General features: G+C 50.3%; 22 protein-coding genes. 13 read left to right on the plus strand and 9 right to left on the minus strand.

What is annotated here, in order from left to right; all coding sequences use genetic code 11:
* Nucleotide 1 precedes the first annotated feature (1 nt).
* Both tnaA and tnaC read right to left on the minus strand, forming a co-directional pair.
* Nucleotides 2-1465, minus strand: a complete 1464-nt coding sequence (gene tnaA, locus VHA_RS04875; protein WP_005502395.1) for a tryptophanase — start codon at nt 1463-1465, stop codon at nt 2-4.
* A gap of 215 nt (nt 1466-1680) precedes the next feature.
* The gene (tnaC, locus tag VHA_RS19235) at nt 1681-1749 is read right to left on the minus strand and encodes a tryptophanase leader peptide (protein ID WP_081455996.1); all 69 of its coding nucleotides are present in this window, start codon (nt 1747-1749) and stop codon (nt 1681-1683) included.
* 459 nt (nt 1750-2208) lie between these two features.
* Between tnaC and rbsD the strand changes: the two genes are divergently transcribed.
* From rbsD to ykgO, 13 genes are all read left to right on the plus strand, one after another.
* On the plus strand, nt 2209-2628 hold the full coding sequence (gene rbsD / locus VHA_RS04880) for a D-ribose pyranase (protein WP_005502398.1): 420 nt from the start codon (nt 2209-2211) through the stop codon (nt 2626-2628).
* A 34-nt stretch (nt 2629-2662) separates the two neighbouring features.
* Nucleotides 2663-4168 (plus strand): ribose ABC transporter ATP-binding protein RbsA, encoded by a 1506-nt coding sequence (gene rbsA, locus VHA_RS04885; protein WP_040528250.1) that lies wholly within the window; start codon nt 2663-2665, stop codon nt 4166-4168.
* On the plus strand, nt 4165-5145 hold the full coding sequence (gene rbsC, locus VHA_RS04890) for a ribose ABC transporter permease (RefSeq protein WP_005502400.1): 981 nt from the start codon (nt 4165-4167) through the stop codon (nt 5143-5145). The genes rbsA and rbsC overlap by 4 nt, the downstream gene beginning before the upstream one ends.
* 115 nt (nt 5146-5260) lie before the next feature.
* A complete protein-coding gene (rbsB, locus tag VHA_RS04895) occupies nt 5261-6139 on the plus strand; it encodes a ribose ABC transporter substrate-binding protein RbsB (protein WP_005502401.1) in 879 nt (292 codons plus the stop codon).
* Between the two features lie 183 nt (nt 6140-6322).
* A complete protein-coding gene (gene rbsK, locus VHA_RS04900) occupies nt 6323-7243 on the plus strand; it encodes a ribokinase (protein ID WP_005502403.1) in 921 nt (306 codons plus the stop codon).
* A 12-nt stretch (nt 7244-7255) separates the two neighbouring features.
* Entirely contained in the window at nt 7256-8269 is a 1014-nt protein-coding gene (locus tag VHA_RS04905) for a substrate-binding domain-containing protein (protein ID WP_005502404.1), read from the plus strand.
* A gap of 225 nt (nt 8270-8494) precedes the next feature.
* Complete coding sequence (locus VHA_RS04910; protein ID WP_226926489.1) at nt 8495-8740, plus strand: hypothetical protein; 246 nt, start codon at nt 8495-8497, stop codon at nt 8738-8740.
* A 316-nt stretch (nt 8741-9056) separates the two neighbouring features.
* The gene (gene yiaY, locus VHA_RS04915; RefSeq protein WP_005502408.1) at nt 9057-10205 is read left to right on the plus strand and encodes an L-threonine dehydrogenase; all 1149 of its coding nucleotides are present in this window, start codon (nt 9057-9059) and stop codon (nt 10203-10205) included.
* 104 nt (nt 10206-10309) lie between these two features.
* A complete protein-coding gene (locus VHA_RS04920; RefSeq protein ID WP_005502409.1) occupies nt 10310-10615 on the plus strand; it encodes a DUF6482 family protein in 306 nt (101 codons plus the stop codon).
* 156 nt (nt 10616-10771) lie between these two features.
* Complete coding sequence (locus VHA_RS04925; RefSeq protein ID WP_005502410.1) at nt 10772-11050, plus strand: hypothetical protein; 279 nt, start codon at nt 10772-10774, stop codon at nt 11048-11050.
* Nucleotides 11051-11162: 112 nt separating this feature from the next.
* Nucleotides 11163-11597 carry a DUF4156 domain-containing protein gene (locus VHA_RS04930; RefSeq protein ID WP_005502412.1) on the plus strand — a complete coding sequence of 145 codons (435 nt, stop codon included), beginning with the start codon at nt 11163-11165 and terminating at the stop codon, nt 11595-11597.
* A gap of 198 nt (nt 11598-11795) precedes the next feature.
* The gene (locus tag VHA_RS04935) at nt 11796-12056 is read left to right on the plus strand and encodes a type B 50S ribosomal protein L31 (protein WP_005502414.1); all 261 of its coding nucleotides are present in this window, start codon (nt 11796-11798) and stop codon (nt 12054-12056) included.
* A 2-nt stretch (nt 12057-12058) separates the two neighbouring features.
* Nucleotides 12059-12202, plus strand: coding sequence for a type B 50S ribosomal protein L36 (gene ykgO, locus VHA_RS04940; RefSeq protein WP_040528252.1), 144 nt, complete (start codon nt 12059-12061; stop codon nt 12200-12202).
* A gap of 84 nt (nt 12203-12286) precedes the next feature.
* Here the strand turns inward: ykgO and katG are convergent, their stop codons facing one another.
* From katG to VHA_RS04975, 7 genes are all read right to left on the minus strand, one after another.
* Nucleotides 12287-14461 (minus strand): catalase/peroxidase HPI, encoded by a 2175-nt coding sequence (gene katG, locus VHA_RS04945; protein ID WP_040528254.1) that lies wholly within the window; start codon nt 14459-14461, stop codon nt 12287-12289.
* 287 nt (nt 14462-14748) lie between these two features.
* Entirely contained in the window at nt 14749-16161 is a 1413-nt protein-coding gene (locus VHA_RS04950; protein ID WP_005502418.1) for an aspartate aminotransferase family protein, read from the minus strand.
* A 17-nt stretch (nt 16162-16178) separates the two neighbouring features.
* Entirely contained in the window at nt 16179-17693 is a 1515-nt protein-coding gene (locus tag VHA_RS04955; protein ID WP_005502419.1) for an NAD-dependent succinate-semialdehyde dehydrogenase, read from the minus strand.
* 159 nt (nt 17694-17852) lie between these two features.
* The gene (locus VHA_RS04960) at nt 17853-18338 is read right to left on the minus strand and encodes an Lrp/AsnC family transcriptional regulator (protein WP_005502420.1); all 486 of its coding nucleotides are present in this window, start codon (nt 18336-18338) and stop codon (nt 17853-17855) included.
* 109 nt (nt 18339-18447) lie between these two features.
* Entirely contained in the window at nt 18448-19458 is a 1011-nt protein-coding gene (gene doeB, locus VHA_RS04965) for a N(2)-acetyl-L-2,4-diaminobutanoate deacetylase DoeB (RefSeq protein ID WP_005502422.1), read from the minus strand.
* 20 nt (nt 19459-19478) lie between these two features.
* Nucleotides 19479-20666 carry an ectoine hydrolase DoeA gene (gene doeA, locus VHA_RS04970; RefSeq protein WP_005502425.1) on the minus strand — a complete coding sequence of 396 codons (1188 nt, stop codon included), beginning with the start codon at nt 20664-20666 and terminating at the stop codon, nt 19479-19481.
* Nucleotides 20667-21087: 421 nt separating this feature from the next.
* Nucleotides 21088-22425, minus strand: coding sequence for an IS4 family transposase (locus VHA_RS04975; RefSeq protein WP_040528107.1), 1338 nt, complete (start codon nt 22423-22425; stop codon nt 21088-21090).
* Between the last annotated feature and the right edge of the window lie 148 nt (nt 22426-22573).

Raw genomic sequence — 22573 nt, forward strand, 5'->3', positions numbered from 1 at the left:
TTTATACGGTTTCTAATTCAGTTGTTTCAGGCTTTTTTTCTTCCACGGACTCGACTTCTTTGAGACGTGCTGTGAAGTGACGAAGGACAGAAGGTTCATAAGTGAAGTCTAGCCCTTTTACCTTGTGCGCGTTTTTCTTCACTTCCCCAAACGCTTCAATAATAAAGTCCATGTGCGATTGCGTGTAGGTAGCGCGCGGAATGGTCAGGCGCAGCAATTCAGCTGGGCAGGGGTGTTGCTTGCCGGTAACCGGGTCACGGCCCAGAAGCAGGGACCCAATTTCTACTGAGCGGATGCCCGCTACCTTATAAAGCTCACAAGCCAAGGCATGCGCCGGGAACTGGTGGGGCGGAATGTGTGGCAGCAGTTTACCTGCATCAACAAACGCCGCGTGCCCCCCAGCTTGCTGGCAGACAATGCCAATCGCTTCCAGACCATCGACCAGATATTGCACTTGTTTAATGCGGTACTCTAGCCACTCCTGACGCATACCGTCGTAAAGGCCAACGGCCAGACGCTCCATCGCGCCACCTTCGAGGCCTCCGTATGTCGGGAAGCCTTCCTGCACCACACAAAGGGTGCGGCATTCCTGATAAACGTCCATAAAGGATTCGTCTTTAAAACACAGCAAGCCACCCATTTGCACCATGGCATCTTTCTTGGCAGACATCGCCAGCCCATCGGCGTATTTGTAGGCTTCTCGGGTAATTTCAGCAATGGTCCAGTCTTGGTAACCCGGTTCACGCTGTTGCACGAAGTAAGCGTTTTCAGCAAAGCGGGCTGAGTCCATGATCACAGGGATATCATAGCGTTTTGCAATCTCGTACACCGCTTTGAGGTTGGCGATTGACACCGGCTGGCCACCCGCAGAGTTACAGGTAATGGTGCTGACAATATAAGGCACGTTTTCCGGGCCGGCCTCGAGAATCGCCGCCTCCAGTTTTTGTAGGTCAAAGTTTCCTTTAAAATCAGCGGAAACGGAGGTATCGAACGCCTCTTTGGTGTAAACGTTTTTCGCCACACAACAGTTCACCTGAGTATGTCCCTGTGTGGTGTCGAAGAAGTAGTTGGACAGTGCTACCATTTTGCTGCGATCCAGCCCTTTTTCTTTTTCCCGTTTTTTAATCAACACCGGGATATAAATCTGCTCTGCGCCGCGGCCTTGGTGGGTAGGAATGGTCAGCTCGTAGCCAAAGATATCTTTCACTGCATCAGATAGGACGTAATAGCTACGGCTACCACTATACGCTTCGTCGCCACGCAACATGGCCGCCTGCATATCCTGTGTGATGGCACCGGTGCCGCTGTCAGTCAGCAGGTCGATAAACACATCTTCACTGTCGAGCAGGAAGGGGTTCATACCCGCCTTCAGGATGGCCTGTTCACGGTAAGCACGGGTGGTGCGTTTTACTGGCTCAATCACACGGATACGGAAAGGTTCTGGGAGATGTTTAAAATTTTCCATGATTTTATACCTTTTGTTTTTCTGGCAGGACTTGGCCATTTTATTTAATTAATTTAGGCACTATTAATCCGTCAGGAAATGAATCTGATTGAAATTATTTTTATGCGTTTAATTATCAAAATAACAGACGTGACAACACTAGGTTAATATTCATTAAACCGTGTAAGTCATACTGTTTATTGATAATGACGCACAGGGATGCGCAAGGGAAAAGCTTATGCAGGGAAAAAGAAAGCAATTTTGTAGTCTTGAGTAAACCAATGATTTAATTCATTCACATTCATATTTCACCAACCTGAAACTCAATAATTCAAGCTAACGATAATACTATCGATTAGAAAGTCTCAGCTGTCATCCATAAAAAAAGCAAATTGAGAACACGTAGGCAATTTTTATATGGGCGCATTTATGTTGTGTATCCAAGGGTAGCCATCTTTGTCAGGTTGCTTAGGCATTGCGCGCCGAGGTATCAGTTTCCGGCGGTTATTTCCTGAAAAGCACGGACGTCAGGCACTTTGCGGCGCAGTAACCAGAGAAAGACAGTGATTCAGTTCAAATTTCTTTTCCCAAAATGTTCAAGACCAGAGATCTGCATCACGCCTGAAATTTTCTTTTAGAGACGTATCGAAACGTTTCGATTATTGTCGGCGAAACGTTTCGATGAAGCTTTTCCCCAGTCCATATCTATATATAGAAAACACGGGAGAGCTATCGGGAATTAGCCGCTGTAAGAAGGTCAAAGAATGAAAAAAAGTGCCTTACTGAACTCGGGTATCGCGCATCTGGTTTCCACGCTGGGCCATACCGATGAATACACCATCTGCGATGCAGGTCTACCCATTCCCCCGCATGTCACCCGCCTTGATTTGGCGTTAACCCACGGTGTTCCAGGCTTTTTGGAAACGGTGCGTGTGGTGCTGAGCGAATCGCAAATTGAAGGCGTCATCCTGGCGGAAGAGTTCGCAACAGCCAGCCCTGAATGCCATGAAGCCCTGATTCAGGAAATCCATGCTGAAGAAGCGCGCAGCGGCAAATGCATTTCAATCCAGTACCTGTCGCATGAAGCGTTCAAAGCGCGCACCCATGACAGCCGTGCAGTGATTCGCACCGGTGAATGCACACCGTACGCAAACGTGATTTTCCAGGCTGGCGTGGTTTTCTAAGCGCGTTGGATATGAGTGAGACGAGGGCATTCCTATGACTCAGGCAATACTGCAACTCAGTGAGATTGAAAAGGCATTTCCCGGCGTAAAAGCGCTGGATAAAGCCAGCCTTAACGTTTATCCCGGCCGGGTGATGGCATTGATGGGAGAAAACGGTGCAGGTAAATCGACACTGATGAAGGTGCTGACTGGCATTTACACGCTGGATGGCGGTTCGATTCATTACGAAGGTAAAGCGGCGGCGTTTAAAGGCCCACGTGATTCACAACAGGCGGGTATCAGCATTATTCACCAGGAGCTGAACCTGATCCCTGAATTGACGATTGCTGAGAATATCTACCTTGGCCGTGAATTTACCGGGCCATTCGGTCGCGTGCAGTGGGACAGAATGTACGCAGAAGCGGATAAACTGCTGGCGCGCCTGAACGTGAAACACAGCTCCAAAACACCGCTGGGCGCGTTGAGCCTTGGCGAGCAGCAAATGGTGGAGATTGCCAAAGCGCTGTCGTTTGAGTCCAAAGTCATCATCATGGATGAGCCGACAGATGCGTTGACAGACACCGAAACCGAATCCCTGTTCAAGGTGATCAATGAGCTGCGTGCCGAAGGCTGCGGCATTGTATACATCTCCCACCGCCTGAAAGAAATCTTCACCATCTGCGATGACATTACCGTGCTGCGTGATGGCAAGTTTATTGGCGAGTGTCAGGTGAAAGATATCGACGAAGACCGCCTGATTGAGATGATGGTTGGCCGCAAACTGGAAGAACAGTATCCACGCATTGCAGTCACCCATGGCGATACCTGCCTTGAGGTGACAAACGTCTCTGGCGCGGGCGTGAAAGACGTCAGCTTTACCTTAAAACGCGGCGAAATCCTTGGCGTGTCGGGTCTTATGGGCGCAGGGCGCACTGAGCTGATGAAGGTGATTTATGGTGCGCTTCCGCGCGAGGGCGGCGACATCAAACTCAATGGCAAAACCGTTAATCCAACCAGTCCGCGTGAAGGGTTGGGCTGCGGCATTGCCTATATCTCCGAAGACCGCAAAGGCGATGGGTTGATCCTCGGCTTGTCGGTGAAAGAAAACATGTCGATTTGTTCGCTCGACAAGCTCAGCAAAGGCATGCAAATCCGCCACAACGACGAAGTGATCGCCGTTGACGATTTCATCAATCTTTTCAACATCAAAACGCCTACCCGTGAGCAGCTTATCGGTAACCTTTCCGGCGGTAACCAGCAGAAAGTGGCGATTGCCAAAGGCCTGATGACCAAGCCTCGTGTGCTGATCCTCGACGAGCCTACCCGGGGTGTCGATGTTGGGGCGAAGAAAGAGATTTATCAGCTGATTAACCGATTCAAGGCAGAAGGCATGAGCATCATTCTGGTGTCTTCCGATATGCCGGAAGTGCTGGGAATGAGCGACCGGATCATGGTGATGCACGAAGGCCGCATAACCGGTGAATTCGATGCCAAAGATGCCGATCAAGAAACATTACTGGCCTGCGCTGTAGGTAAACACGTTAAGAAGGATGCAGCATGAATAGTAACGCCGTAACCCAACCAAAAGCTGAAGGTAAAAAGCTGTTCAGCAAAGAATGGTTGATTGAACAGAAATCCTTGATTGCGCTTCTGTTCCTGATTGTCGTGGTGTCGTTTTTAAACCCTAACTTCTTTACCGTCGACAACATCCTGAACATCCTGCGCCAGACCTCAATCAACGCGATTATCGCAGTCGGTATGACGCTGGTGATCCTGACGGCCGGTATCGACCTGAGTGTCGGCTCGGTGCTTGCCCTTTGTGGTGCATTTGCAGCGACACTGATTGCAATGGAAGTCCCTGTGCTGGTGGCCGTGCCAACTGCCTTGTTTGCCGGTGCTGCGCTGGGTGCGATTTCCGGCATCATCATCGCCAAAGGCAAGGTGCAGGCATTTATCGCCACGCTCGTCACCATGACGCTGCTGCGCGGCGTGACCATGGTGTACACCGAAGGGCGTCCGATCTCTACCGGTTTTACCGACACCGCAGACGCATTTGCGTGGTTTGGTACCGGTTACGCGCTCGGCATTCCAGTGCCGGTCTGGATGATGGTGGTTGTATTCGCAGCGGTTTGGTATCTGCTGAACCACACCCGTTTTGGCCGCTATATCTATGCCGTGGGCGGCAATGAATCTGCTACCCGCCTGTCGGGTATCGACGTCGATAAAGTGAAGATTGGCGCCTACGCGATTTGTGGTTTGCTGGCGGCGCTGGCGGGCATTATCGTGACTTCCCGTCTTTCGTCTGCGCAACCTACAGCAGGTATGGGCTACGAGCTGGATGCGATTGCCGCAGTGGTGCTCGGTGGCACCAGCCTGATGGGCGGTAAAGGCCACATCATGGGCACCCTGATTGGCGCGCTGATCATTGGCTTTTTGAACAATGCCCTGAACCTGCTCGACGTGTCCTCCTACTACCAGATGATTGCCAAAGCGACAGTGATTCTGGCGGCAGTCATGGTCGACAACAAAAACAAGTAACCCTACTAACTTATTATTAAATCAAAGAGATAAATGCAATAAACCAACGATAACCGTGTAGAACGCGCCGGTGTTCCCCCTCATCGGCGCACCAAAAAACAAAAGGATGAAGACAATGAAAAAACTTTCCATGCTTATCTCTGCAGCCCTGCTTTCCTCCACCGTTTCTGTGGCCGCACAGGCGCAGGACACCATGGCGATTGTCGTATCGACACTGAACAACCCGTTCTTCGTGACCATGAAAGAAGGCGCGGAAAACAAAGCCAAAGAGCTGGGTTATGAGCTGATTGTGCTGGATTCGCAAAATGACCCAAGTAAAGAGCTGTCAAACGTGGAAGATCTGACCATTCGTGGCGTAAAAGCGATCCTTATCAACCCAACGGATTCTGCCGCTGTGTCCAATGCTATCCGCATTGCGAACCGCAGTGACATTCCGGTGCTGACCCTTGACCGTGGTGCACTGCGTGGTGAAGTGGTGAGCCACATTGCGTCTGACAACGTGGCAGGCGGTGAAATGGCTGGCAAATTCATCATGGAAAAAGTGGGTGAGAAAGCCAAAGTGATTCAGCTGGAAGGGATTGCGGGTACATCAGCGGCGCGTGAACGTGGTGAAGGTTTTATGAAGGTGGTGAAAGGCGGCGGTATGGAACTGCTGGCCAGTCAGCCTGCGGATTTTGATCGCACTAAGGGCCTGAACGTGATGGAAAACATGCTGGCAGCCAACCCGGATGTTCAGGCAGTTTTTGCGCAGAACGACGAAATGGCACTGGGCGCACTGCGTGCTATTCAGGCTTCAGGCAAAGACGTGATGATTGTTGGCTTTGATGGCACCGATGACGGTATTGCAGCGGTAAAACGTGGCAAAATGGCGGCGACCATTGCGCAGCAGCCTGAGCTGATTGGTGCGATTGGCGTGGAAACCGCAGACAAGATGCTAAAAGGCGAGCCCGTCGAGAAATTCATTCCTGTGCCGCTGAAAGTGGTGACCCAGTAAGTCTCCTGTCCCTCCCTCTTTAACCGGGGGAGGGAACAAAATATCAATCCAAAAGCCGATTGCTTTGGCGTCTTGATAAAGAAACCAAATCACTCAGTTTTTATAATCATACAATCAACAATACTGTTTTTAGTGCCAGCATCGTTCAACGTTTTGGCTGGCAGCTTGTCTGAGGATAACGCGATGAATAAGTTAGTGGTTTTAGGGAGCGTTAACGCAGATCATGTATTGCAGGTGCCTTCTTTTCCCCGTCCCGGTGAAACCCTGCATGGTCGTCATTATCAGGTGATCCCCGGTGGAAAGGGGGCGAATCAGGCCGTCGCTGCGGCGCGTTTAAACGCTGATATCGCCTTCATTGCCTGTGTCGGCGACGATCCGTTTGGCGTCAATATCCGCGAAAGTTTCAAGTGTGATGGCATCAATATCGGTGGCGTGAAAATGCAGCCAGATTGCCCGACCGGCATTGCCATGATCCAGGTTGCTGACAGCGGCGAGAACAGCATTTGTATTTCAGCAGAAGCCAACGCCAAACTGACGGCAGAAGCGGTTGAGCCGGAGCTTGAACGTATCCGTCAGGCCGATTATCTGCTAATGCAACTGGAAACCCCGCTGGACGGCATCGAGCTTGCCGCGCAAACGGCTAAACGCCATGGCACCAGAGTGATCCTGAACCCGGCTCCGGCGCGCGAGTTGCCTGAAAGCCTGCTGGCCTGTATCGACATTATCACGCCAAACGAAACCGAAGCAGAAGTGCTGACCGGTGTGAAAGTAGACGATGATGCGTCAGCGCGAGCAGCCGCAGATGTGCTGCATGGCAAAGGCATTGACACCGTGATGATCACCCTGGGTGCAAAAGGTGTGTATGTCAGCCAGAATGGCGAGGGACACATTGTGCCCGGATTCCGCGTGGAAGCGACAGACACCACCGCAGCAGGTGATACTTTCAACGGCGCATTCGTCACTGGTTTAATGGAATCCATGCCTTTAGAATCAGCGATTAAGTTTGCTCACGCCGCGGCGGCAATTTCTGTCACCCGCTTTGGCGCGCAAACGTCGATCCCGACCCGCGAAGAAGTGGATGCCTTCCTGAAAATCCACGCCTGATAAGGAGATGATATGGCAACAATGAAAGACATCGCGAAGTTAGCCGGTGTTTCCACCTCGACTGTTAGCCATGTCATCAACAAAACGCGCTTTGTCAGTGATGAAATTGCAGAGCGCGTAAGTAGCGCCGCGAAAGCGCTCAATTACACTGCGCCTTCCGCTCTGGCGCGCAGTTTCAAAACCAACCGCACCAACACCCTCGGCATGATAGTGACCACCTCCACCAATCCGTTTTTCGGCGAAGTGGTCAAAGGGGTAGAGCGAAGCTGCTATCATGCCGGGTATAACCTCATCCTTTGCAACACTGAAGGCGATGCCCAGCGCATGAAGGCCTCGATTGATACCCTGATGCAAAAGCGGGTCGATGGCTTCATCTTGATGTGCGCCACGCTGGAAGGGGAGTATTCGGAGATTCTCGAAAAGCTCAACACCGTGCCAGTGGTAGTGATGGACTGGGGACCGATTTCCTGGCCCTGTGACAAAATTCAGGATAACTCTCTGCGCGGTGGCTACCTTGCGACGAAATACCTTATCCAGCAGGGTCACCGGGAAATTGGCTGCATCACCGGGCCATTGGCAAGGCATCAGGCTCAAATGCGGTATCAGGGATTTAAGCGTGCGATGAAAGAAGCCGCGCTTGATATCAATCCCAAGTGGGTAGTGGAAGGGGATTTTGAATGTGAAAGTGGCTATCAGGCACTGGCGGCATTCAAACGCAGTGGCAAGTTGCCGTCCGCCATTTTTGCCGGGAATGACATGATGGCCATGGGGCTGATTAATGCTGCCAGTGAACAGGGGATTTCCGTTCCAGGTGCTCTTTCTGTGATGGGGTATGATGACATACATCTGGCAAAATACATGACACCTTCGCTCACCACGGTACACCAGCCGAAATACCGTCTTGGCAAAGCGGCAGTGGATGCATTGGTTCAGCGGATTAGCGACAGCGCCCGCGCCCCCCAGATTGTTGAATTGGAACCCACTGTGGTGGAACGTGGCTCGGTTGTCGCACTCAATGGCCAATAGATAGCTTAACTAAGGCGGCTATTTGCGATCTGGGATGTGCTGTCTCGTTAAAGGGGAAGTGGACAGTTTCTTCATGTCGCTATTTTCGCTATTACATGTATATAAACTCGCTGAACCTTGCATTTTCAGGTGGTGTGTAAAGTTTGAGATCAACGCTCTTGTTTAAGAAAAAACAAAGTGCTTATGAACCATGGTTGAGTTTTATACGGTCTGTTTAACAATTAAATGAAGAAGACAGTTTTCTTTGGTGAGATTGGTGAAGCAGAGCGACCTATCATGAAGATTCGGCCATATGAAGGAAAACAGGAAGAGAAGACGTTTGTAGCAGACACCACATTGGTTGATGGTGTCTATGTGATAGACAGGCGATCGCGAAGAGACAGGCGCAGGAATCGCTGCAAATACCAAGGGTACGACCGGCGGGTTAGTGCAGACCGTCGTGGCAAAGCAGACGTTGACGAATATATCTAATTCCCCTCCACAATCCTTTCTCGTCTGGTTTAATATACAAAATTTCGTGTTGCTCCGAACGTCTCATTCTGGTAGACGCTTTTGTGGTAACTCGAAGTTATAAGGAAAGATATTTGGTTGTTTCATAATTTTTGCGAGATATAACTTAAGATCTGCGTCAAAGTCTTATGCATTTATATCAGTATTGGTTTGTGTATTTGAACCAGGTCAAAGTTATGCGCGCGGTTAAGGTGTTACAAAAACTGGGCACGAAAAAAACGGGTTACACCATCGCCGTGTATCCTACATTGAAAAATAGACACCCAGGAGAATCGCCATGACAAGCGCATTTTTTATCCCTACTGTAAATCTGATGGGCGCAGGCTGCCTTGTCGATGCTGCCGACGCCATTAAGTCCCATGGCTTTAAACATGGCCTAATTGTCACTGACAAGGTATTGAGCGACATTGGCGTTGTAGAGAAAGTGGCAACCTTGCTGGCAGAGCGTGGTGTAAAAACTGCTGTGTTCGACGGCACCCAACCCAACCCGACGATGGGTAACGTGGAAGCAGGCCTTGCGATCTTGAAAGAAAACGGCTGTGACTTTGTTATCTCTTTGGGTGGTGGCTCACCTCACGATTGTGCAAAAGGTATCGCGCTGGTGGCAACCAACGGTGGCGAGATTGCGGATTATGAAGGTGTGGACCAATCAGCCAAAGCGCAACTTCCACTGATTGCGATTAACACCACCGCCGGCACGGCGTCTGAGATGACCCGTTTCTGTATTATCACCGACGAAGCGCGTCACATTAAAATGGCCATTGTGGATAAAAACACCACACCGCTGATTTCAGTGAACGATCCCGAATTGATGTTGGCAAAACCGGCGTCATTGACTGCTGCGACCGGTATGGATGCCTTGACCCACGCGGTGGAAGCATACGTTTCAACGGCGGCTACGCCTATCACCGATGCCGTCGCGATCAAAGCAATGGAGTTGATTCAGGCAAACCTCCGTACTGCGGTCAATGATGGCCAGAATCTGGAAGCCCGTGAACAAATGGCGTATGCACAGTTTATGGCTGGTATGGCGTTTAATAACGCATCGCTGGGTTACGTGCATGCAATGGCGCACCAACTGGGTGGCTTCTATGACCTGCCACACGGTGTATGTAATGCCGTATTGTTGCCACACGTTCAGCGCTACAACGCCCAAGTCTGTCCAAGCCGTTTGCGTGATGTGGCAAAAGCGATGGGTGTCGACGTTGAGGGTTTAACACCTGAACAGGGCGCAGATGCCGCAATCAAGGCGATTCAGGCATTGTCAAAAGATGTGGGTATTCCCGAGGGCCTTGAAGCGCTGGGGGTAAAAGCTGACGATATTCCCACTCTGGCAGAAAATGCCTTGAAAGATGCCTGTGGTTTCACCAACCCGAAACAGGCAACACACGAAGAAATCTGTGAAATTTTCCGCAACGCAATGTAAGCCGTACATCCTTTCTCTGCATAAGCCGTTTTTCGAAGCGGCTTTTTTTTTGAACCATAAAGAAGGGGTTGCCGTAGATTTCTGGTGACAGCAAGGAGATCACGATGAAAATATCCCTTACCAAGCTCGAAAAATGCGTTGCTATCGATAAGCTGATCATCCATTCACTGGATTTGTGCCTGTATCAGGCTTCCGTGATTATTGACGGTGACGAATATTTCGTATGCCACGATGATGGCAATTTCCTTCGTACTCACTCCCTTATTGACATCCAAAAATACTGTAGAAACCTGAAGGTGAGAGAAAGAGTGCTTCGACAGGAAAGTGCGTACGATGAAATGGTCGGCGGACCGTCTAAAACCGAAAGCAATGCAATGGAAGTGCCGTTGAAAGATCATGAGCTTTACTAGTCCCAGAGAGCCTTTTTGGCTCCGCAATGTCTGACTATTTTTGTGTTGCGTCTCACCCCAGTTCAAATAGGATTTGAATCCCGGTTCGTACCGTATATTCTCCAGACGTTAACCATTCAAATCTTCAAGGATTTACTCGAAGGACGGCTAAATACGATGAGTACATTTTGGGGTAAAGTTAATGCGTCGCTTTCCGAGACGCTCAAGGATCTTTCTGAGTATCAGGAAAGGGTATGGATTGTGAGTATCCGTGACAATCTATTGTTGAATGATTCTTTTGTTGTCTCTGAAGATACTTTTCGAGAGCCGATGGATTGGATGATCGACCAAGGGTATCCAGACGATGTGCTTGAAGCGCTGGAATACCAAAAGCTATCTCAAACCATCAGTGTTAAGGTTGGCAATGTTGAGCACTGTATCATGCGCGTAAAGTAGCGTAATGGCGTCAAACTCCCTCAAAGATACAATGCGTAACCAGTATTTTTCTTGATTTTTCAATGGGTAACGATACACTTCGTGCCATTGATGACGTTGTATATTCATTTTTATGAAAAAAATCATGCTGGCGGCTGCTGTGGCAGCATTACTTTCCGGTTGTGTTACCTTTCCAACCCAAGAATCAGAGCAAGTGAAAGTCATCTGGGACGATGTGAATGCGATTCAGGGGTGCAAACATTTAGGAACAGTGATTGGCTCTGAAGGTCATTTCTATGATTACTGGCTGCATGCAGACAAAGACATGGTGTGGGGCACACTAAACCAGATGCGCATCAAAGCCGCTGAAAAAGGTGCCGACTTACTGTATCTTTACCAGCCTTTTGGTTTCCTGAGCTCAGTCACCATGTTTGGTAATGCCTATGCGTGCGGTGAGAAGCTGGCAGATGCTGAAGTGGTTGCTGAAGACGTTACAGCCGAAGATCCTGCTGCCGAAGAGACGAGCACTGAAGTCACAACAGATACCAGCATAAGTGACGTGAAGTAATTTACCGCAATCCAAACAACTTTAACGCGCCTTGCGAAATGATAAAAAGCCATGGTTCTGCTGCCATGGCTTTTTGTTTTCTCGGGTTTTTTCCTTACTGATATTCCAAATATCCATTATTGATAACAATTCGCGTTTGACTGAAAGGATTAAAATGTTATGTTATAACATATCGATTATAGGAAGGAGAGCGTTACCATGAAACCAGGCATTCATCCGGAATACCGAACTGTGGCATTTCATGACACAGGTGCGAACGAATATATTCTTGTGGGATCGACCGTGCAAACGAAACGCACTGTTGAGTTAAATGGAAAAACGTATCCGTATGTCACTCTGGATGTTTCGTCATACTCCCATCCTTTCTACACAGGTAAACAGAAAATGACCAAGCAGGATGGACGTGTCGCACGTTTCAATCAACGTTTTGGTGCCAAGAATCTTAAGGTAGGGAAATAACAATGCAGGTATTAAGTTCTTTGAAAAGCGCCAAGAAGCGCAGTAAAGATTGCCAGGTGGTGAAACGCCGCGGACGCCTTTACGTTATTTGTAAATCCAATCCCCGTTTTAACGCGGTGCAGGGTAAGGTGAAGAAAAAGAAATAATGTGTTGTATCCAAGTGGCTGGATAAAAAATGCCGCTCGGATGAGCGGCATTGTAAGTCGGATTAATGCTTAACTGACAGCGCGTTACGCGATATCAAAGCGGTCTGCATTCATTACCTTGGTCCACGCGGCAACAAAGTCTTTCACGAATTTCTCTTTGTTGTCGTCCTGAGCGTAGACTTCGGCATATGCCCGTAGGATAGAGTTAGAACCGAATACCAAATCAACACGGGTCGCTGTCCATTTCACTTCACCACTGTTGCGTGAAACGATGTCGTAGGAGTTGCGGCCGGTTGGTTTCCAGCTGTGATTCATGTCCGTAAGGCCAACGAAGAAATCGTTGCTCAGAGTGCCAACGCGGTCAGTAAACACACCGTGTTTTGAACCGCCGTAGTTGGTGCCAAGCACGCGCAGTCCGCCGATAAGTACGGTCATTTCCGGTGCTGTCAGGCCAAGCAGTTGGGCACGGTCCAGCAACATTTCTTCTGGTGCAACCGCATAGTGCTTCTTCTGCCAGTTACGGAAACCATCAGCGACAGGCTCAAGTACCGCGAATGATTCAGCATCGGTCTGTTCCTGGCTTGCATCACCACGGCCCGGTGCGAAGGGGACGGTGATTTCAACGCCTGCGGCTTTCGCCGCCTGCTCAACACCCAGGTTACCGGCCAGCACGATAACATCGGCTACGCTGACACCGCTTTCCTCGGCAATGGTTTCAAGTACATTCAGTACGTTGGCCAGTCGCTCCGGCTCGTTACCTTCCCAAGCGTTTTGTGGTGCCAGACGAATACGGGCTCCATTTGCGCCGCCACGTTTGTCAGAACCACGGAATGTACGTGCGCTGTCCCATGCGGTGGCGACCAGTTCGCTGACAGACAGGCCACTTGCTGCGATTTTCGCTTTGACTGCATCAACATCGTAGTCTGTGCGTCCCGCAGGGATTGGATCTTGCCAGAGCAAGTCTTCTGCTGGCACATCAGGACCAAAGTAACGGGATTTAGGGCCCATATCGCGGTGGGTCAGTTTGAACCATGCACGGGCAAACACCTCAGAAAAGTACGCAGGATCCTGATAGAATTTCTGAGAAATTTTCAGGTAGTCCGGGTCCATTTTCAACGCCATGTCGGCATCTGTCATCATTGGGTTGTGACGGATGCTTGGGTCTTCAACGTCGACAGGTTTGTTCTCTTCTTTGATGTCGACAGGTTCCCACTGCCATGCACCCGCAGGGCTCTTGGTCAGTTGCCATTCGTGGTTGAGCAGCATGTCAAAGAAACCGTTGTCCCATTGGATAGGGTTGGTTGTCCATGCGCCCTCGATGCCACTGGTCATGGTATCGCGACCAATGCTACGTGTGGTGTGGTTTTGCCAACCAAGGCCTTGCTCAGAGATATCTGCGCCTTCTGGGTCAGGGCCGATATTTTCAACGTTGCCGTTACCGTGTGCTTTGCCAACGGTGTGACCACCTGCGGTGAGGGCAACCGTTTCTTCATCGTCCATACCCATGCGGGCGAAGGTGACGCGCATATCCTGTGCGGTTTTCAGCGGATCCGGATTACCGTCAACCCCTTCTGGGTTCACGTAAATCAGACCCATCATTACTGCGGCCAGCGGATTTTCCAGATCGCGTTCTTCTTTTGCATATCGACTGTTTTCGCCGCCGCTTGGAGCCAGCCACTCTTGCTCTGACCCCCAGTAAATGTCTTTTTCTGGATGCCAGATATCTTCACGACCGAAAGCAAAGCCAAAGGTTTTAAGACCCATTGACTCATAAGCCATGTTACCGGCAAGGATTATCAAATCTGCCCAGCTGATCTTGTTGCCATATTTTTGTTTGATTGGCCAAAGCAAGCGGCGTGCTTTGTCAAGGTTAGCATTGTCTGGCCAGGAGTTGAGGGGCGCAAAGCGCTGGTTACCTGTGCTCGCACCACCGCGACCATCACCAATCCGATAAGAGCCTGCGGAGTGCCACGCCATACGAATCATCAGACCGCCATAGTGACCCCAGTCTGCCGGCCACCAATCCTGGCTGTCAGTCATTAATGCTTTGAGGTCGTTTTTCAGTGCGTCAACGTCTAATGTTTTGAGGGCTTCCCGATAATTGAAATCGGCACCGAGAGGGTTGGATTTGGTGTCGTGTTGGTGAAGGATGTCGAGGTTGAGGGCATTTGGCCACCAGGCGACATTAGAACTGCTGGATGATGTCATTGCACCGTGCATAACTGGGCATTTGCCCGCGCTTCCATTTGTGTTGTCCATGCTTTGCACCTTGTTATTGTGTTTCCAGTTCGTGTTTAAAGATGTTGTGTTCTCTACGTTTTCTTAACATTGACAATAATCCCAATTGGCAAAAAAGGACAATGGCTTTGTTCTATGAATGCAATAGGACTGATCTATCAACAGTTTTTATAACCAGTGAGCCCTGCAGGCTGTTACTGCCATTCCGTTTGACTCTCACACTTAGATAGACCACCCACCATAGAAAAGCTTTCGCGGAATTGTTTGGGTGAGCAGGCAGGGACACACATGGCCCCCGCCTTTGGATGTTATGCGGCTTTCCAGCACCCGCTGTTGATCAGGGTATTGGTGACTTTATCGACGGCTTTTCTGGCACGAGTGACAATCTCATCGATGTCTGTGCGGTTAACAACCAACGGCGGTGCAAAGCCGAGGATGTCACCGTGGGGCATAGCTCGGGCAATCAATCCCTGCTCCAGACACGCTGCCGCAACTTGCGGGCCGACTTTCAGGTTAGGATCGAAATGTTCACGTTTGTGCTTGTTGCTGGAGAACTCAAGGGCATGAAGTAAACCAATGCCGCGGCTGTCACCGACAAGAGGATGATCAGCAAAAGCAGCTTTCATCTGCTGCTGGAAGTATGCGCCGGTGTCACGGGCGTTTGCCGTCAGGCCTTCCCGTTCAATGATGTCAAGGTTACACAGGGCAGATGCCGCGCCGAGTGGGTGACCGGAATAAGTATAACCATGGCCGATCGCCCCCCATTGGTCAGTGCCATCTTCGAGCACGTTCCATACTTTCTCGCCGATCATGACACCGGACAACGGTTGATAGGCGGAGGTGAGGCCTTTGGCAACGGTGATAAGGTCTGGCTTCATCTCATACATGATGGATCCGAAATCGGCCCCCAGACGGCCAAACCCGCATACCACTTCGTCAGAGATCAGCAGGATGTCGTATTTATCAAGCACCTTTCGGATTTCTTGCCAGTAACCCTGCGGTGGCGGAACAATACCGCCTGTGCCAAGTACAGGCTCGGCAATCATGGCTGCCACTGTTTCCGGGCCTTCGGCGAGGATCATTTTTTCCAGCTCATCGGCGCAGTGTTTGGCGAACTCGCACTCGTTCATGCCATCATCTTCCCGGCGGTAGTAGTAGGGCGCAATGGTGTGTTTGATACGCTGAAGTGGCAGGTCAAAGTGTGCGTGGAAGAGGGGCAGTCCGGTCAATGAGCCGGAAGCGATACTTGAACCGTGATAACCACGGTCACGGGAAATGATTTTTTTCTTCTCCGGCAAACCGCGTGCATTGTTGTAGTACCAGACCAATTTGAGCTGGGTTTCATTGGCGTCGCTGCCGGACATGCCGTAGTAGACCTTGCTCATGCCTTGCCCTGCCATCTTGAGGATACGTTCAGACAGGGTGATCAGGGCTTCATTGGTGTGGCCGACATAAGTGTGGTAGTAGGCGAGCTTTTTCGCCTGCTCGTAAATGGCTTCTGCCATCTCTTCGCGTCCATAGCCGATATTGACGCAATAGAGCCCGGCAAAGCCATCAATCAGCTCAACACCCTCGGAATCTCGAATGCGGATACCTTTGGCGCCGGTAATGATGCGACCCGCCATTTCGCCATGGGCATATTGTTTGAGATGGGTAGAGGCGTGAAACACGTTCTGGCGGTCTGTCTCAAGCAGGTTTTTGGTATCAATGTTCTGAGTCATAACACACTCCTTTTCCGTTAGCAGCCGCTGGCTGTGGGTAAACCGCCGAGGCAGCAGTATTTTATTTCGCTGTATTCATCGAATCCGTGGCGACTGCCTTCACGGCCGAGACCGGATTGCTTCATGCCACCGAAGGGAATGGGGTGACCCGTCATCTTCACGCTGTTAACACTCACCATGCCAAACTCCAAACCACGCATCAGCTTCCAGATGTCGCGGATGTCGTGACCATAGAGATAAGCGGCGAGGCCGTATTCGGTGTCGTTGGCCTGTGCGATCACCTGATCCAAATCGTCATATGCCAGCACGCCTGCAACCGGGCAGAAGTTTTCTTCGCGGTAAACGGCCATATCCGGTGTGACATGGGTCAGCAGCACAGGGTTGAAAAAGTTATTGCCCGGTGGTGTTTTGCGGTTTGTGGTAATCAGGTTTGCGCCTTTTTCCAGAGCGTCATCCACCAGTTTTTGCGCCTTTTCGACGGCCTGTCGGTTGATCAGTGGCCCGATATCGACGTTTTTATGCATGCCGTTACCCACCCGCAGTTTCTGCATGCCGGATGCAAAGGCATCGATAAACGCGTTATAACGATCTCTTGGCACAAAAATCCGGTTCGCGGCAAGGCAATCCTGTCCCGAGGTCTGGAATTTGGCATCAACTGCCGCTTTTGCCGCGAGTTTGATGTCCATATCAGGCAGCACAATGAAAGGGGCATTGCCGCCGAGTTCCATTGAGCATTTCTTGACGGTGTCTGCACACTGGCGAAGCAGTATCTTGCCGACACGGGTTGAGCCGGTGAAAGAGAGCGCTTTGACTTTTTCTGATGCGCAGAGTGTTTCAGAGATCATGGGTGCGTCACCGGTCACCACGTTAAACACACCGGGCGGAATACCGGCACGCTCGGCAAGTTCGGCCAATGCCAGTGCTGAAAAGGGGGTTTCATTGGCTGGCTTTACGACCACGGTACAGCCAATTGCCAGCGCTGCCGCGGCTTTTCGTGTGATCATCGCGTTGGGAAAATTCCAGGGCGTGATGAGTGCAGCAACACCGATGGGTTCACGAATGGTGGCCAGTTGCGCATTGGGGATGTGGCTGGGAATGGTTTCGCCATAGGCGCGGCGTGCTTCTTCGGCAAACCAACTGACAAATGACGCGCCATACCCGATTTCGCCCCGGGCTTCTTCACGTGTTTTGCCTTGTTCCAACACCAGTAAGCTCGCCAGGTCTTCTTTGTTTTCCAACAACAGGTGATGCCAGGCCATTAGCTTCATGGCGCGGTGTTCTGCGGAAAGCGCCCGCCATGTGGTAAACGCCCTGTCTGCGGCGTAAATGGCATTGCCGATTTGTGTTTCTGTCAGTGAGGTGACATAACCTATCACATCGTCGTTGGCTGGGTTGGTGACGGCAATGTCCTGCTTTCCCGTAACCCATTTTCCGTTGATATAGGCAAGCTGGCGAAACAGGCGGGCATCGTCCAGATGTTCCAGAACCGCATGGCTTGCTTTTCCTTCATGTGGCAGATTTAGCGCGGCCATAACATGACCTCCCCGGTTGAGTAAATGTGTTCTCCCACTGAAAAGGTATGTCAGCCAGCGCAAAATTGTTTTCTGTTAGGCAGGGGCAATCATGCTGTTTTTTTTATTTCTGGCTGGAAGAGTGGCTGTTTTTTCTGTCAGATATCTTTGAACAACGAATCAGGAGCACCGAATCAGGTTTTCGTCGATCTCTATCACTTCCTGTTGGTGCTTGATGGTCTTGGTCACAATGTAGGTGTAGTAACGCTCAATCCCAAGGTCTGACATCAACCAGCTGTCGACCAGGCGTTGATATTGGTCGATGTCTTTTGCCATTACGCGGAGGATGTAATCCACACCGCCGCCGGTTGCAAAGCAGTCTACAACCTCTGGACATGCCTGCATGGCTTGCTCGAAACGCCCAAAGCTTTCTGCATCATGTTTTCCCAGCGTGACTTCAACCAGTACCGGTGTTTTCTTTGCCAAAATACCGGGATTGATTTTGGCGCCATAGCCTTCAATGATCCCGGCTTCTTCTAGGCGTCTGACCCGCTCCCAGCATGGGCTGACCGACAGGTTGATGGCTTCGGCAAGGTGTGACTTGGTGATGCGTCCCTGAGTGGCCAGAATGTGAAGGATTTTGGTGTCGTAACGATCAAGCCGCATTGCGTTCTCCAAATGGCATAGGTGGGGAAGCCAACGTGCAGTGAATCCCGCTGTTTAAATGTCCTCCTGTAAGCGTGGCATAGCGTTGGGAATAATGAAAATTCAGAGATTATTGAGAAACGGGTTTCGCCAGCACAGCGAAGGTATCACCGATATTAATTAAAGCCATGTGCCGCCGGGCGGCAAGGGTACCGTCTGTTTGGGCACGGTACTCGGTCGGACATTCCCCGGTCCGTTCTGTGGAATAGACGCGGGCAATAAGATCGCCTTGTCTGATTTTCTCTCCCAGTGAAACACACATTTCGAGGATGCCGCTGTGCTCGCTCTGCAAATAGCATTGGGCAGTGGGGATCTCCAGATATTGAGGTTCGGCGTGTGGGTCAATATAAGGTTTTTGTAAGATGCCGCTGTAGACCAGGAAGTTGTGGATGCCACGGTCGGCGATTTCGATAGTGTCAGGTGTCGTTGTGCCGCCTCCGCGCAATTCGGTGGTGACAAACACTTTCCCCTGATTCTCTACGGCGGTGTCATAGAGCTGGGCTGGGTCCATTTCTTCCATGTAAAAGCAATAAGGCGCGCCAAACAGCCTGGCACCTTCCAAACAACGCTGTTCCTGGGCTTTGTCGCGCAACCGGTGTGCGGCAGCGAAAGGCAGGATGTCCAGCGTCTTGCCACCGGAATGGATATCCAGTGCGGTGTCGCACATCGGGATAAGATAACGGTTGAAATAGTCCGCCATGCGTTCGGTCATTCCGCCGTAGGGATGGCCGGGAAACGCACGGTTCATGTTGCCATTATCAATGGGGGAAACCCGGCTGCCTGCCTTTACCGCAGGCTGGTTCATCATAGGGATGATAATGACCCTGCCTTTCATCTGGTTGGGGCTGAGCGAATGACAAAGCTTTAGCAGTGAGGTAATGCCTTCGTATTCATCGCCATGGTTACCACCGGTCAAAAGGGCTGTATTCCCTTCGCCATTTTTGATGACAGTGATTGGTGTCATAATGGCGCCCCACGCGGAACCATCATGGGAATAGGGCAATGTCAAAAAGCCATGTTGGATTCCGTCGGCCTCAAAATTCACGGTGGCAGATACTGAACTTGGCGGAAGCGTTGCCATAATCTTTTCGTCCCTACGTTTTAGTGCTTAACAAATAGCTGTCGGGGAAAATTACACAGAGTTTCTGCACCGTATTTTGTGATCACAATACTTTCCGTGGTCTCCATGCCCCAGTCGTCCATCCACAGGCCCGGCATAAAGTGAAAGGTCATGCCTTCTTTCAGCACTGTGTTATCCGTCGGGCGCAGGCTCATGGTGCGCTCGCCCCAGTCTGGTGGATAGCTGATACCAATAGGGTATCCACAGCGTGAACCACCACGGTCAAACCCATATTTTTCCATGGTGGCATTAAGGGCGGCGGCAATGTCACCACAGGTGTTACCGGGTTTGGCAACCATAAGCCCTGCCTCAAGACCTTCATTCAATGCATCGTTAGCCCGTTTGAAGTGATCTGCTGGCTCACCAAGATAAATGGTGCGTGATAGCGGGCAGTGATAACGACGATGCACGCCTGCCATTTCAATGAAAGTGCCTTCGCCTTTCTTGAAGGGTTTATCGTCCCAGGTGAGGTGCGGGGCTGACGCATCAATCCCTGATGGTAACAGGGGGACGATGGCTGCGTAATCGCCAAAATGACCGTCATGGCCGATCACAGAATGCTTGTTAATTTCAGCCACCAGAATATGTTTTGGCAAACCTGGTTCAATTAATTCGTAGGCGACCCGATGCATGTTCTCGACAATACGGGCGGCGGCGCGCATGTAATAAAGCTCCTGATCTGATTTTTCTGCCCGGCACCAGTTAACAAGCCCGGTTGCATCAACAAACGACGCGTTAGGCAGGTTTTCCTGTAATGATTCATAGGCGGTGGCGCTAAAATAGTAATTGTCTTTCTCTACGCCAATGCGTCCTCTATCCCAAAGTCTTTCATATAAGATTGTATTGGCAAGGTATTCCATGGGGTGGAGAGGAGGATTCATCACATAGTGATCGGGGTAGCCAATGACGTTTTCGCGATGCATATACACAGTGCGGCGTGCGCCGTTGGCATCCTGTCCACGGCCGAACCAGATTGGTTCGCCGGTATGACCGATGACAACACACTGGGGCACGTAAAACGACCAACCGTCATAACCTGTCAGCCATGACATATTGGACGGATCATGGACGATCAATAAATCCAGTTCATGGTGTTCCATGACTGCGCGGACTTTCGCCAGCCGGACGCCGAACTCATCAAGCGTAAAATTAAGCACAACGTCACTCATGCCCCTTTCTCCTTATATACCGCCCCTGTAGGACGAACGTTGACATCACAAGAGTCATCGCCAGTCATCAACTGCTATAAGTGGTGGAATTTGGGGTCAATATTCCGCCTTGGTCAGCAAGATGAATGTTTTGCCTCTCAGCTTTGTTTTGTCACGGCCAGCTCGTGTTGTTAGATGGCTTGACATGCCTCATTAAGAACTGTGAACAACCCACAAATGTAAAGCAATATGCTCAAATGCAACAAAAGTGTTTACAAAACAGTTTACTTTACACTTACACCATTGGTTTCAAATTGGTCAATAAAAATATTGAACTATGACTTTCGGGCTAACTTTCAATATGGGGCGAGAAAACAAAAACGCGCCATAGAAGGGCGCGTCAGATTGCTGACTAACCCCGCTTTTTCAAGCGCAATGCAGTTCACTTAAGCGGAGCCGCTTTGCGATTAATCGGATAACGGGTCTTTGACATTTTAACTGCCCTAGGTCTTGATGGTCTGGGGCGTTTTTCTATGAACAGGACAGATAAGTCTCCTCTCAATGCCTTAAGCCTCTTAGGCGTATTGCCCGGAGATAAAGCTTTGCTCATTATCCTTAGTTGACTCGCAATATACTGGCAAGCGTATTTGAAGCTTATTTCATTTGGTGCACGACCATGAGCTACCGCGGCTTGGCTGGCCTCTCGTCTCACCAGGTTGTATCCAAGAAGCAGTCCCCATAACTCCTGATAAACAAGCTCGACTGTCTTACTTCTCAACGTCATGGCATTGTGCTGCATAGAGCTTTTGATGTCTCGATATCCCAACTCTATCTCCCACCGCTCATGATAGAGCGTGGCCACTTGCTCAGCGCTGTACTTCTCTCGTGGCAGTGAAGTAAACACGGTCTTCTCTTTTCCATCCACTTCATAAGTCACCGCCCTGACTTGCCACTTCTCAGGTAGACTCGGATTCTTTTTTCTGGCCTGAGGGGAGACTTTCATTTCGATAAGATTGTCATTGGTTTCTTCCTCATCGAGAATCGTGTACACCAATCCCTTTCGAGCCGGAATGAGCCAGTGACGGTTTACACCGCTAGCCGATAGGCTCAGCAACAAATCTGCGCCATAGAACCCTTTATCCAACAGCGTTACCGAGTTATCAGGAAGCGAACTAATGAAGGGCTGAGCGAGGGGGATTTCACCTCGACGGTAGGGACTGATATCCGCATCAATGATGATATGAGAACGCACATTCATCATGGTAACAAGTCGGAGAACTGGGTAGGGTGTTTGACGTTTACCCGAGGTGTTCCCAGAGCCGAAGTGTTCGCGAAGCTCTGGAGTGTCTGCCGTTCTGAATAATGCACCATCAACAGCAAAAACCTGGAGGCCATGCCAATCATCCTCTGGGTATCTTTCTTTGCCCCATCCCTCACTACACTTTTTAAACAACCATTTAGGTGCTTCAGAGCCGAGTCGTTGACGAGCCTGAGTCAGCGCACTTTTGGCGAGAAGCGCTTCGTCAGCAAGCCCTTCAGCACAGATGTTCATCCGACGGGCTACCTCAGCAATCGGTTCATTTCTGAAGAATGCCATCCCCACGATTAACCACAGGACCATATCGCTGGGTAATCTTCTACGCCTGATGGTGGCTTGAGTAGAGAGGGATGCGGCTGCAGCAACCCATTCTGAAGGGACATGCTCAGCAAACGTCGTGAGTTGGGAAACATCAACGGGTGATTCTTCGAGAAAATCACTTAGATATGAGGTAATAGGCATAAAAAATCTGAAATCAATGAATGATTTCAGATTCTGACTCATCAGAAGGATCGGTCAACCGATCCTTAACTGATCAGCATTGCGCTTTTTCAAGCGGGGTTTTCTTTTGTTAGCGGCCGAAGGCCGCGATCACGCTATTTTTCCATAT

This window comes from Grimontia hollisae CIP 101886 (assembly GCF_000176515.1).
GTDB lineage: Bacteria > Pseudomonadota > Gammaproteobacteria > Enterobacterales > Vibrionaceae > Enterovibrio > Enterovibrio hollisae.

Bases quoted from the DNA above. Each gene is read 5' to 3' on its own strand.
- VHA_RS04950 (WP_005502418.1), bottom strand. From the start codon at position 16,161: ATGACTCAGAACATTGATACCAAAAACCTGCTTGAGACAGACCGCCAG.
- VHA_RS04925 (WP_005502410.1), top strand. From the start codon at position 10,772: ATGAGTACATTTTGGGGTAAAGTTAATGCGTCGCTTTCCGAGACGCTC.
- VHA_RS04955 (WP_005502419.1), bottom strand. From the start codon at position 17,693: ATGGCCGCGCTAAATCTGCCACATGAAGGAAAAGCAAGCCATGCGGTT.
- rbsK (WP_005502403.1), top strand. From the start codon at position 6,323: ATGAATAAGTTAGTGGTTTTAGGGAGCGTTAACGCAGATCATGTATTG.
- VHA_RS04975 (WP_040528107.1), bottom strand. From the start codon at position 22,425: ATGCCTATTACCTCATATCTAAGTGATTTTCTCGAAGAATCACCCGTT.
- rbsA (WP_040528250.1), top strand. From the start codon at position 2,663: ATGACTCAGGCAATACTGCAACTCAGTGAGATTGAAAAGGCATTTCCC.
- doeB (WP_005502422.1), bottom strand. From the start codon at position 19,458: ATGGCAACGCTTCCGCCAAGTTCAGTATCTGCCACCGTGAATTTTGAG.
- VHA_RS04935 (WP_005502414.1), top strand. From the start codon at position 11,796: ATGAAACCAGGCATTCATCCGGAATACCGAACTGTGGCATTTCATGAC.
- tnaA (WP_005502395.1), bottom strand. From the start codon at position 1,465: ATGGAAAATTTTAAACATCTCCCAGAACCTTTCCGTATCCGTGTGATT.
- yiaY (WP_005502408.1), top strand. From the start codon at position 9,057: ATGACAAGCGCATTTTTTATCCCTACTGTAAATCTGATGGGCGCAGGC.
- doeA (WP_005502425.1), bottom strand. From the start codon at position 20,666: ATGAGTGACGTTGTGCTTAATTTTACGCTTGATGAGTTCGGCGTCCGG.
- katG (WP_040528254.1), bottom strand. From the start codon at position 14,461: ATGGACAACACAAATGGAAGCGCGGGCAAATGCCCAGTTATGCACGGT.
- ykgO (WP_040528252.1), top strand. From the start codon at position 12,059: ATGCAGGTATTAAGTTCTTTGAAAAGCGCCAAGAAGCGCAGTAAAGAT.
- VHA_RS04930 (WP_005502412.1), top strand. From the start codon at position 11,163: ATGAAAAAAATCATGCTGGCGGCTGCTGTGGCAGCATTACTTTCCGGT.
- rbsD (WP_005502398.1), top strand. From the start codon at position 2,209: ATGAAAAAAAGTGCCTTACTGAACTCGGGTATCGCGCATCTGGTTTCC.
- rbsC (WP_005502400.1), top strand. From the start codon at position 4,165: ATGAATAGTAACGCCGTAACCCAACCAAAAGCTGAAGGTAAAAAGCTG.
- VHA_RS04960 (WP_005502420.1), bottom strand. From the start codon at position 18,338: ATGCGGCTTGATCGTTACGACACCAAAATCCTTCACATTCTGGCCACT.
- VHA_RS04905 (WP_005502404.1), top strand. From the start codon at position 7,256: ATGGCAACAATGAAAGACATCGCGAAGTTAGCCGGTGTTTCCACCTCG.
- VHA_RS04910 (WP_226926489.1), top strand. From the start codon at position 8,495: ATGAAGAAGACAGTTTTCTTTGGTGAGATTGGTGAAGCAGAGCGACCT.
- rbsB (WP_005502401.1), top strand. From the start codon at position 5,261: ATGAAAAAACTTTCCATGCTTATCTCTGCAGCCCTGCTTTCCTCCACC.
- VHA_RS04920 (WP_005502409.1), top strand. From the start codon at position 10,310: ATGAAAATATCCCTTACCAAGCTCGAAAAATGCGTTGCTATCGATAAG.